General features: G+C 42.4%; 7 protein-coding genes and 6 pseudogenes. 8 read left to right on the forward strand and 5 right to left on the reverse strand.

Annotated features, from left to right (window positions below; genetic code table 11):
• On the forward strand, window positions 1-297 hold a 297-nt coding region (locus tag DA100_RS16595), incomplete at its 5' end, for a carbonic anhydrase family protein (protein WP_138973148.1).
• 146 nt (window positions 298-443) lie between these two features.
• Here the strand turns inward: DA100_RS16595 and DA100_RS16600 are convergent.
• Together DA100_RS16600 and DA100_RS16610 are read right to left on the reverse strand one after the other, a co-directional pair.
• A pseudogene (locus tag DA100_RS16600) lies at window positions 444-935 on the reverse strand (IS5 family transposase); the annotation flags it as partial.
• A 276-nt stretch (window positions 936-1211) separates the two neighbouring features.
• Window positions 1212-1853: pseudogene (locus DA100_RS16610) on the reverse strand (ISAs1 family transposase); the annotation flags it as partial.
• A gap of 414 nt (window positions 1854-2267) precedes the next feature.
• On the opposite strand from DA100_RS16610, the pseudogene DA100_RS16615 reads away from it, so the two are divergent.
• Both DA100_RS16615 and DA100_RS16620 read left to right on the forward strand, forming a co-directional pair.
• A pseudogene (locus DA100_RS16615) lies at window positions 2268-2556 on the forward strand (IS3 family transposase); the annotation flags it as partial.
• A 75-nt stretch (window positions 2557-2631) separates the two neighbouring features.
• Window positions 2632-3636 (forward strand): serine protease, encoded by a 1005-nt coding sequence (locus DA100_RS16620; protein ID WP_240800949.1) that lies wholly within the window; start codon window positions 2632-2634, stop codon window positions 3634-3636.
• 39 nt (window positions 3637-3675) lie between these two features.
• Here DA100_RS16620 and DA100_RS16625 read toward each other — a convergent pair.
• Window positions 3676-4173 (reverse strand): annotated as a pseudogene (locus tag DA100_RS16625) (IS5 family transposase); the annotation flags it as partial.
• On the opposite strand from DA100_RS16625, the pseudogene DA100_RS16630 reads away from it, so the two are divergent.
• From DA100_RS16630 to DA100_RS16640, 3 genes and pseudogenes are all read left to right on the forward strand, one after another.
• Window positions 4167-4491, forward strand: a pseudogene (locus tag DA100_RS16630) (transposase); the annotation flags it as partial. The pseudogenes DA100_RS16625 and DA100_RS16630 sit on opposite strands and share 7 nt — an antisense overlap.
• Window positions 4492-5087: 596 nt before the next feature.
• Window positions 5088-6089, forward strand: coding sequence for an OmpA family protein (locus DA100_RS16635; protein WP_138973149.1), 1002 nt, complete (start codon window positions 5088-5090; stop codon window positions 6087-6089).
• A complete protein-coding gene (locus DA100_RS16640) occupies window positions 6089-7840 on the forward strand; it encodes a hypothetical protein (protein ID WP_138973150.1) in 1752 nt (583 codons plus the stop codon). Before DA100_RS16635 ends, DA100_RS16640 begins: the two co-directional genes overlap by 1 nt.
• Before the next feature lie 238 nt (window positions 7841-8078).
• Here the strand turns inward: DA100_RS16640 and DA100_RS16645 are convergent.
• A pseudogene (locus DA100_RS16645) lies at window positions 8079-8267 on the reverse strand (IS5/IS1182 family transposase); the annotation flags it as partial.
• A 437-nt stretch (window positions 8268-8704) separates the two neighbouring features.
• On the opposite strand from DA100_RS16645, the gene DA100_RS16650 reads away from it, so the two are divergent.
• On the forward strand, window positions 8705-9547 hold the full coding sequence (locus tag DA100_RS16650; RefSeq protein WP_138973151.1) for a DUF4123 domain-containing protein: 843 nt from the start codon (window positions 8705-8707) through the stop codon (window positions 9545-9547).
• A gap of 2 nt (window positions 9548-9549) precedes the next feature.
• Entirely contained in the window at window positions 9550-9801 is a 252-nt protein-coding gene (locus tag DA100_RS16655) for a toxin VasX (RefSeq protein ID WP_138973152.1), read from the forward strand.
• Here DA100_RS16655 and DA100_RS16660 read toward each other — a convergent pair.
• Window positions 9802-10343, reverse strand: a 542-nt coding sequence (locus tag DA100_RS16660; protein ID WP_138973153.1) for an IS3 family transposase, incomplete at its 5' end; no start/stop codon positions are given. It abuts the gene before it with no gap.

Consider the following 10343-nt stretch of genomic DNA (forward strand, 5'->3'; position numbering starts at 1 on the left):
GATGAAGCTCAACCTAATAGCGCTCTGACTCAGCTTATCCGTCATATTCCAGAAAAAGACAACACCGATTTTTTCAGTGATGGTTTTAAAATTCGTGAACTGCTACCAGAAAGCGCACACTATTACCGTTTCAACGGTTCACTCACTACACCGCCTTGCTCTGAAGGTGTACGTTGGTTCGTGTTAAAAGACACGCAATCGCTTTCAAAAGAACAAGCATCCAAATTCATGAGTGTTATGGGACAAAATAACCGCCCATTACAACCATTAAATGCCCGAGTTGTGTTATCAAACTAGGGAAGGTGCTAATAAGTCCTGCAATTTAGGTCTTTATCAAGCCTTTACTTTGCCAGCCTAAATTTCACACGCTAAATGTCGAATTTAGGCCAATTAATGGGCGTTTTAAGCCGGATTTTGGCCCCATTCCGGGCCATTCCCGGATTTCAGACAGATCTTGGCTGTCGTCGCAACATCTGGTCTACTTTAAACAGGTTTGCCAAAGTGAATAACATGGTTAACTGTGAGTCATTTTTCATCAGTCCCTTGTAGCGTGCTTTGATGAAGCCGAACTGACATTTGATAATGCGAAACGGGTGCTCTACCTTTGCTCTGATGCTGGCTTTTAAGTATTCGATGTTGATAATTGTCTTGTTCTTGCGAGGACGCTTTTTCAGTGCCCGGATTTTACCGGGTCGCTCGGCAATCAGCCATTCCACGTTCGTGTCTTTCAGTTCTTCCCGTTTCTGTGCGCCTTGATAACCGGCATCGCCGGAAACGAATTCCTCTTCACCGTGCAGCAAATTATTCAATTGGTTCAGGTCATGTTCGTTGGTGGCAGTGGTGACTAGCGTATGGGTGAGACCGCTCTTGGCATCCACGTCAATATGCGCTTTCATGCCGAAGTACCATTCGTTGCCTTTCTTGGTCTGATGTATAGTAAGCGCGTCATAAAACCCGCATTCTAATCGTCTAGCCCGAATAATAAGATCAAACCTCCAACCCAAAGGAGATTTGAAATGGCTAAACGATGCACTAACCAAGAATGGCGAACCCTGTTTGAACACTATGAATCTAGCCAGCTGTTTGCCAAGCCTGGACATGATGCTGCCAAGTTTGCTGTAGAGATGACATAAAAGCCTCCATAAGTAATGACTATTGTCATTATCGGGGCTTGGATTTAAATGGGAATGACGTCGAGAATTAAGTGCTTACCGTTGTTTTGCAAAAGCCTGCTCTACTGCTTTGCGTAACTTTCCTTGATTATTTTTAACCGCAAGTAAGTAGTCAGCATCTTGTTCGATGATAGTTTTGGCTACTTTCGTTTGGCATGCCATCGCATCAATTGTGACTAGAGCGCCTTTGATATCAAGAAGTTTGATGAGCTCAGGTATTGCTGTGATCTCGTTGCTCTTTTCTTCTGTTTTGAGCTGTCCAAGTACGAGCTTATTGGACGAAGCGTAGGCGCTAATCATATGGATAGTACTAGCTCGGTCATCTCGGTTGTAGGAGCCCCGAAGTGTTTTACCATCAATCGCAACGACTTGCCCCTCAGTAAGGGAATGTACTGCTGACATCCAGTTTATAAAGCAAGTATGAAAGGGCTCTGGTTCTATCTTAGAGATAATGCGAGCAATCGTATCATCGGCAGGAATATCATTAACAAACATACCATTACGTTTAAACCACTCATGATGACCAAGGATGTACTCACGAATATCAAACCAACCTTTGGCACCAGCAATAACAGCGCACAATGAGCCGAACAGAACCTCAAACACGCAATACGTAACCTTTGCTGACTGGCGCTTATCTGCGACTAAATGGAAGGGCGATTCTTTAGCTAAGGAGTTGATAGTTCGTATATCTAAATGTCAATCAAATCAAACATCTGGTATTAAGTGTTCACATCAAAACTACAAGTCTTCATTTGATGGCTTTGAGTTTGAGAAATACATGAGTCTTCTACAAGAGAACATTAGGTTTGGTACTATCACTAAAAATGTTTTTTGCTAAATCGATACCAATCACTTTTATGTTCATGATGAATATTCCATTTTCCAAAACAAGCTTATCTACTTAATTTTGGCTCTATGCTGCTCGGATTGGACGTCCATCACATCAAAGCCCTTATGCTGTCTAGATAAATTTTGGCCTTTTCTTTAATGTAGGTTTTTTCCCATTCTTTCAAGCGAGCCCGATATAATACAAATTGCAAAGTAAGCAATACATTTCATTGAAAATGGTTCCACTAGGAAGCACATTAGTCACCAGATATCTTCAACTCAGAGCAAGGCAGAGCGTTTACCAACACTGAGTTCACACAGAAATTAGCTTACTATGGTGTACGGATCTGTATGAATGGAAAAGGTCGCTGTGTTGAGTGTTTGTATCGTGGAATATGATGAGGTTTTCTTAAAAGCTTATACGACACCTCGTGAAGCCGAGCTTGAAATCGGTAACAACATGGTGTTTGATAATAGACAGTGTAACCATCAGGGGCTTAACGACCTCACTCCTGATGAAGACTACTTCGGTAGGCAAAGATACGCTGCATAAGCTGGTTCAATCACTTAAGAAATTCGCTTATGTGTCCAGTCATTGGGGTCGACTTCTAGCTATGGAGAGCGAGTTGTGATTCGAAAGTTAGCTGTTTTACTTTCTAGTTTATATGTAACCAACGCCTATACAAGTGTTGAAATTACGCCATATGTAGTAAATGGTAGTGATATTAGTGCAGTCAAGTATCCCTCTTTTACGAGTCTCATGTACGATCGTATCGATTATGATCGTATATATGGTGCGTCGCCGTACTGTGGTGCCACGCTGTTAACGCAGTACTATGTGCTTACGGCAGCGCACTGTATTTATGACAATACGGATACCCAGCTGTTTACCTCAGTCGTCCCTCAACTTCAGAATGAATCTGACTTCCCTTACGCTATCACACAGCGAGTGATGGTGAGTGAATATTATTACCCAGACAGCTACAACAGCGATACTTTAGCCAATGATATTGCTATTTTGAAACTGTCCCAGCCCATTACCGTCGTATCCAATTACGCCGATCTCGCAAACAGTGCCGATGCTACCGTCTATCGAGGCAGCCGTTCTGGTGAACCTTTCCTCGCGGTTGGTCATGGTAATACCCAGTCTGGTCGTGACGTTAGCGAGGCTCTTCAGGAAACTCAGCTGCGCTACGTTAGCAATTCGAACTGTAATTTATACAATGTCGATACGTCAGCGAATTTATGCATGGACGGAGCGTCAAGCCAAAATGGTCGTGATAATGCAACCTGTCAGGGGGATTCCGGTGGCCCGTTATTCTGGAACAACAAGCAGGTAGGCATTACCAGTTATGGTCCAACGACTTGTGGTGATATGAGTTTGATTGCCAATTCAATATTTACAGAAGTATCAGACCATCGGGCCTGGATAAGTTCAGTGCTTAATGGTTCGGAAAAGCCAAAAGTGACGGTCAACGATGCGCAGCGAATCAGTTACCTCAATTCGATAAACGCAAATAGCTCGGGTGGAGACTCAGGTGGTGGGACAAACAGTGGTGGGACAAACAGTTGGTTTGGACTACTTATATTGAGTGGTATTGCCCTTTGGCGTCGTAAGGGCTTTGTTTCCTAATTCGATTTCAGTTAAAAACACGCCTAACATGACTGATTGTTAGGCGCTCAACATCGTTTCGGGCATACCTAGTCTTGTGAGCTTGTTTAACGCTTTTATCATGGCATAAGTCTCACCAACCTCAGCATTGTAATTTCTTAAGCTTAATGTCCCACCAAGCAGTTTCTTCACTCGGAACATCGCTGTCTCTGAGAGCAAACGTTTATGGTAGCCGTACTTCTTTTTCCAATGCTTATTTGAACCATAGAGTTTCTGACACCCGACCGCTAGATTGCGAGGATGACCTCGCTTCCAGAGGGCTGCGCCTTCCCTCGGCGGAATGAGCGGAGCGGCTCGCTTGATGCGAATGACTTCGTAGCACAACCTTGTGTTATAAGCACCATCGCCAGATGTCTTTGCGATTTTTCGTCGAGGCTGTCTGAGCAAATTATGCCGCACTTCACCATCGCTCACATTCGATAAACTAAACTTAGCAGCAATGATTTCATGTGTGTCGGTATCAACCGATAAATGCAACTTTCTCCAGACACGGCGCTTACGACACAAAAGAATGTCATAGGGTACTGCAACGAAAAGGGGCGAAACCCACCATTGTGCCTCGTTCAAATGCGGGATACTGGGCAGATGGGCATCTACGGAATGATGCCGTCTAGGCATTGAAAAACGGTGAGTTGAAACAATGGAAAAAAGACAATGACTATCATCAACGTTCACTGTCAGAGACCGGGATGTATCGCTACAAGCAACTCAAAGCCCTAAATTGACTCTACGTGATTACAAGGCCCAAATTGGTGAAGCACTCGCTGGGGTAAAAGCGATGAACTCGGTATGCCTGTTAGAGCAGCGGTCAATTAAACGGGGCAAAGCCCTTGGGACTGGGCTTCCTCGAAGATTATTTGAACAACAACGCCGTACAACAATGCTATAAGGGAGGTGCGTCCATCACATCAAAGCCCCTTGAATTAGGAAAAAAGCCACATAGCCCAATTACTAAAACGGCTCGCTTTTCCAAAGATATTAAATAGGATAATTCCTACAAATATTGTAAGTGTATATATCTTTCGTCAAGAGAGATATTTGGAAAGCTATATTAGCGACCACTTCAAACTTGTTCTAATTCGTAATTATCAAATTGAAAACAAGTTAAAAAATAACTGAAAGGTCAGATTATATCCTTGTTTTCTATGGTTTTTTTATTTTTTTTGATCTTTTTATTTTCTCATTGAAATGAAGATGGCTAACATATTTATCCAACAGATGAATTTCTTTAAGTTGCATTGATTGTTTGTTTGTAGGCCTTGCCTTACAAATAGTAACTTAATATAAATTGAAAACTCTAATACAACAAAAAATACTAACAACTAGCTAGTCGATTTAGCACTAACGACTGTGCTTTGTAAAGCAGCCAATTGTTAGGTTTAAACTAACTTGACCTAATTAAGTGAGCAAAAATGAATACTCAATTTAGAAAACTCGCGCTGTCTATCGCTTTTGTATGTGTTCCTTGGAATGCGAAAGCCGAACAAACAGATACTAACTTTAAATTAGGCTTAAAAACCGGGTATCAGGTTGCACAAGATGAATCTATCTCTTCACAACCTGATGGCATAGTTTTAGGCGTAACAGGCAATCTTCCTATTGCCAATGGATTCTCCGTTGATGGCGGCTATCTTTGGCAATCAGATTTAGAGTCAAAAGAAACTAATGTAATAGTACAAACACAGTTTATAGATTTAGGCCTAAGATACGATTACTCATTGAACAATGACTGGGCTTTGTTTGGCAAAATAGGGGCAACATATTGGGATATGGAGTCCTCTCGCAACGGTCCATTATATGCTGATGGACTATCTCCTTCTTTTAGCACTGGTATCATTTTGCAATCAGAATATCCTCAACTAAGTTACGAAATGGGATATCAATATACTGACAAAATCGGAGATAACTCCACACTTTATTATGATAGTCACATGGTTACTTTGAATCTTGTTTATTCATTCGCAAACAGAGACAAATACACAGGCCCTGAACGACAAGCTGTCTCGTTCGAGCCAGAAAAAACGGTTGAGACACAAAAACCTTTAGAGGTAAAAAAAGTAACTATCAGTGAGAGTGGCTCATCGACATTATTTGCATTCAATTCAAAAGAGCTATCGACTAAAGCACAGCTTTCATTGAATAACTTAAGTTCCTCGTTAAAACAACGTAAAGCAAGTGACATCGTCATTACAGGTCATACCGACTCAATTGGTTCTGAACAAGTAAATACGGCGTTATCGGTTAAACGCGCTCAGTCTGTAGCTAATTACTTGATTCAAAAGGGGATCGATTCAAATCTAGTTGTTGTAGAAGGTAAAGGAGAAAGCCAACCAGTTGAATCCAATAATACAGATGCAGGACGTGCCAAAAATCGTCGTGTTGAAATTGATTACACCATTGAAAGAGAACAATAATGAAAAAAATAAAACTTAGCTTAATTGGCATCTCCCTAGCAACAGCTGTATTAGCAGGATGTAATGATGAAGGCGCATTTTCTGATTCAAAATATGACGTAATTACCGAAAGTAGTGATCCCGGCAATGGATTAGTGCAAATCCCTTCTCGAAAACCAAGAGCTTACATTAAAGAGATATATTCACATGACCTTGCTTTCGCCGCATTGACCAACGAAGGAAAAGTAATCACTTGGACGGATGTATTCGGTAGTGATAGCTCTGCTGACTCTGCTTCATTAAAAGACATTATCTCTATTACTCCTAACCAATCAGCTTTTGCTGGCTTAACCAAAGATGGAAATGTCCTTACTTGGGGTAGCGACACTTTCGGCAACGATAGTTCCGCTGTATCTGCATCCTTAAAAAATATTGTATCTATTAGCTCAAATACTAAAACTTTTGCTGCCTTAACCAAAGATGGAAAAGTCGTTACTTGGGGAAAAGATATACATGGTGGAGATAGTTCATCAGTATCTGCACTTCTCGAAAATGTTGTTTCAATTCACTCCACATCATCATCTTTCACTGCTCTTACCAAAGACGGGAAAGTTATCTCTTGGGGTGAACCACTCACTGGTGGTGATAGTTCTTCAGTAACAGTGGATAACATAATCTCGGTAAGTGCGACTATAGGTGCATTTGCTGGTCTAACCTCTGATGGAAAAGTCGTTACTTGGGGAAGCAAATATTCCGGTGCTGATAGTACGGCTGTATCATCTGATCTGAATAATATTGTATCCATCACTGCTGGTCAGACAGCATTTGCAGCGATAAACAAAGATGGTAAGGTCATCACATGGGGAGACGAAGGTTCTGGTGGTGATAGTTCACCTGTATCAACGTTGCTTGAAAATGTAGTTTCTATTAGCACTAGTGATCATGCATTCGCGGCCTTAACCAAAGACGGCAATGTCGTCACTTGGGGGTCAAAAACTTTTGGGGGCGATAGCTCATCTGTATCAGCGTTGTTAAATAACATAGTTTCTATAACCTCAAATGGGGCCGCTTTCGCAGCACTAAAACAGGACGGTACCGTCATTACTTGGGGTATGGCTTCCCACGGAGGTGATAGCGCATCTGTTTCGTCTTCATTGAATAACGTTGTGTCTATAAACTCTACTCAGCGTTCTTTCGCTGCACTGAAACAGGATGGTACTGTAGTTACTTGGGGAGACCAAACTACTGGTGGTGATAGCTCATCAGTATCAGCGTCATTAGAAAACGTTATTTCTTTGACTTCTAGCACTGGGGCGTTCGTAGCACTTACCAAAAATGGCAAAGTAGTCGCGTGGGGGGATGAAGCCTTTGGAGGTAATGCCTCAGAAGTACAAGACGAACTAGACCGATATACATTTGATTCTAGTTTTTATCCAAATCTCGATAGAGATGGTGACGGGTTATCTGATGCAGAAGAAATTGCATCATGTGATTACACAGCCCCTTTAGGACGCAACTTAAAACAATGCTTAGATCCAGCAAAATGGGATACCGATGGAGATGGCGTTAGCGATGGCTTTGAGTATCTCAATGGTTCGAATCCTCTACATCCCATTAGTGATTTGATTAATCGTAACGGCGTCTTAGCGAGCAAGCCCCAAGCAAATGATGGAGTGTTATTTGATGCCTCCACGGGTTGGATCGAGCCTATTCAACACTGGTACGGTGACACAAACGCAGATGGTTTCTCTGATCACTGGCGTTTAAATTAGGTGTTAGATAAATCAATGTAGCGTGGTTATAGTTACATGAGGATGATCAAATGTATTAGTGCTGACTAAATCTGACACTTCAATTTGGAAAGAAGGGAGTTATCTACTTTGATTAAAGGTGTTGAATCTGTGATCAAAGACAAACAAGAGGTAACTCTCATGGTTCCTAATTCGAGAGAAGGTTAATCGCCGCCGATTAACCTTCTCTCCGCTTTGATTCTTAATTCGATGAAAAGATATGGTAGCCATAGCGCTTTTTCCACTTATTGGTGGAACCGTACAGCTTCTGACAACCTACGGCTAAATTGCGAGGGTGTCCTTGCTCCCAGAAGGCTGCCCCTTCTCGTGGTGGGATAAGCGGAACCGATCGCTTGAGCCGTATGGCATTATGGCAATTCCTTGTATCATAAGCGCCATCGCCTGATATCTAGAGTGGGGAGTTTTACTAAGTGAGCTTTACCATCCCGGGAGGTCGCCGACTCTTTCAGTATGCTCCAGTCCGTCGAATCAAACATAGTCTGCTTTTATTAATAATGGTTATTGACATCATTATGGTTAGAAGTTACGGGCTAAGTTAGTGTGGCTAGCTCATTTCTGTCCAAATACGATTTATTGCCAATTAAGAAAAGCAATTTCTCGACCTCCTGAAAAAGTGGCATTGGAAATGGTTCAAGAACGGCTCAAATCTTCTCTCGCTCGCATAGATAGAGAAAAAGTGATCTTACTTCGACATTTTTTGCCTAGTTTTTCTTTTTAAGTCAGAAAATGAGTAATTTTTCAATGTGCCATTGCTTGCTTATTGAGCGGTCGTTATTCTCGGTTTAATAGAGAAGATATTATCTACGTCAGCCAGAGTAATACGCAATGAAGCCATTATTTGAATTGTCAAAATCAGAGCAACTATTTCTTTTGGTGGAAGGTGCTTGCATTCCTGACCTAGAAAGGCAGCTTTATCAGCTACCTGGGGTAATGGAACAAGAACCGATTTTTTTGTATCCCCCTTATAATCAGCTATTGAGTGTTTCTCCGAGGCTGGTGAAAGCGACCCCAGAGGTTCAACACTGGTTTTTTGACCTCAACCAGTTTCAATGGGGATACTTTTTCTCTTCAGATTTATCATTAAGTGATGCAGCGAAAGCTTTACGGCGACTAATTATGGTTGAAATGCCAAGTGGTAATCCCGGATTTTTTCGTTTTGCTGACAGCAATGCAGCCTATGTTTTATTGGATACTCAATGTTCCATGTTATGGCAGCCGATGAACAAAGCTTGGATTCACCAAGCAGGGCAGTGGCAAAGGCTGGAAAATCCTTTTGTGATACCGCCAGAAATACCCCATCAATCGCTGAAACTTACAGACGAACAGTGGCGAAGACTCTCGCTCATCCCATGGCAAAATTCACTGCCCAATACATTGATTGCTCACATGCAGCGTTGGTTTCCTGAGCGTTGTCAGCAGATTAACGACTTAAGAAACTGGGTTTGTAGCCAAATGGATAGCGCTTATGCCAAAGGTTTTGAGACAGAGCAAGACTTACTCTATTACTTCAATATTCTCGGTTATGTAGGCGAACAGGCGTTGCTAAAGAATACCTACCCAAATCTCACTCAACTTATCGAACAACCGTCATCACACACCTCATCACAACGTATTGCTCAAGCGGCGAGCTTAGCCGAGCAGATTGCTAACCAATTCAGGGAGAGCTAAATATGAGTACCCCCAATAAAGCGGCTAAATGTGGATCAACCCGCAAGGCAAAGAGTGCGGTGGGTCAGTGTCATATGCGACGCAATGACATAGGTATCATCCCTGTCCGTTACGCCTTGGACGATATTAATGAACAAGGCCAACCACTTCACCCACTGCCTACCACCGATACCCAGTGGCAAGGTCGATTTGCCCCAAAGCAGCGTCAGTATACGTTAAGGCAATTACGTGATGGTTGTGTAAACCTCCCCTAATTAGTTGCGCCCATAATTAGAGGTTTCGGTTTGTTCATTCTTCATTAAATATTCCCATGGTGTCAGATCGTTGAGGGCATCATGGGGACGTTCTTCGTTGTATTCTCGTATCCAGTTTTCTGTTAGCTCACGCACTTCATTCAAGGTTCTGAACACATACATATCGAGGATCTCTGTGCGATACGTACGGTTAAATCGTTCGACATAGGAGTTCTGAGTCGGTTTGCCTGGCTGGATAAATTCCAGCTTGATATCATGCTCCTCAGCCCAAGTCGCAAGCGTCACAGAGATGAACTCTGGGCCATTATCCATTCGCAACTTTTCTGGATAACCTCGCCATGCAATGATTCGTTCAAGCACTCGAACCACTCGTTGCGCTGGGAGGCTTAAATCCACTTCGATAGCGAGTGCTTCACGATTGAAGTCATCCACTACGTTGAAGGTTCTAAATCGACGTCCGCACTGTAAGCTGTCACTCATAAAGTCAATCGACCAACACTGGTTAGCTACCATAGGCACATTAAGCGGCTCAGGCGAACGAG

This window comes from Vibrio sp. Hep-1b-8 (genome assembly GCF_006124995.1).
In the GTDB taxonomy this organism is placed as follows: domain Bacteria; phylum Pseudomonadota; class Gammaproteobacteria; order Enterobacterales; family Vibrionaceae; genus Vibrio.

Bases quoted from the DNA above. Each gene is read 5' to 3' on its own strand.
- DA100_RS16635 (WP_138973149.1), top strand. From the start codon at position 5,088: ATGAATACTCAATTTAGAAAACTCGCGCTGTCTATCGCTTTTGTATGT.
- DA100_RS16640 (WP_138973150.1), top strand. From the start codon at position 6,089: ATGAAAAAAATAAAACTTAGCTTAATTGGCATCTCCCTAGCAACAGCT.
- DA100_RS16650 (WP_138973151.1), top strand. From the start codon at position 8,705: ATGAAGCCATTATTTGAATTGTCAAAATCAGAGCAACTATTTCTTTTG.
- DA100_RS16655 (WP_138973152.1), top strand. From the start codon at position 9,550: ATGAGTACCCCCAATAAAGCGGCTAAATGTGGATCAACCCGCAAGGCA.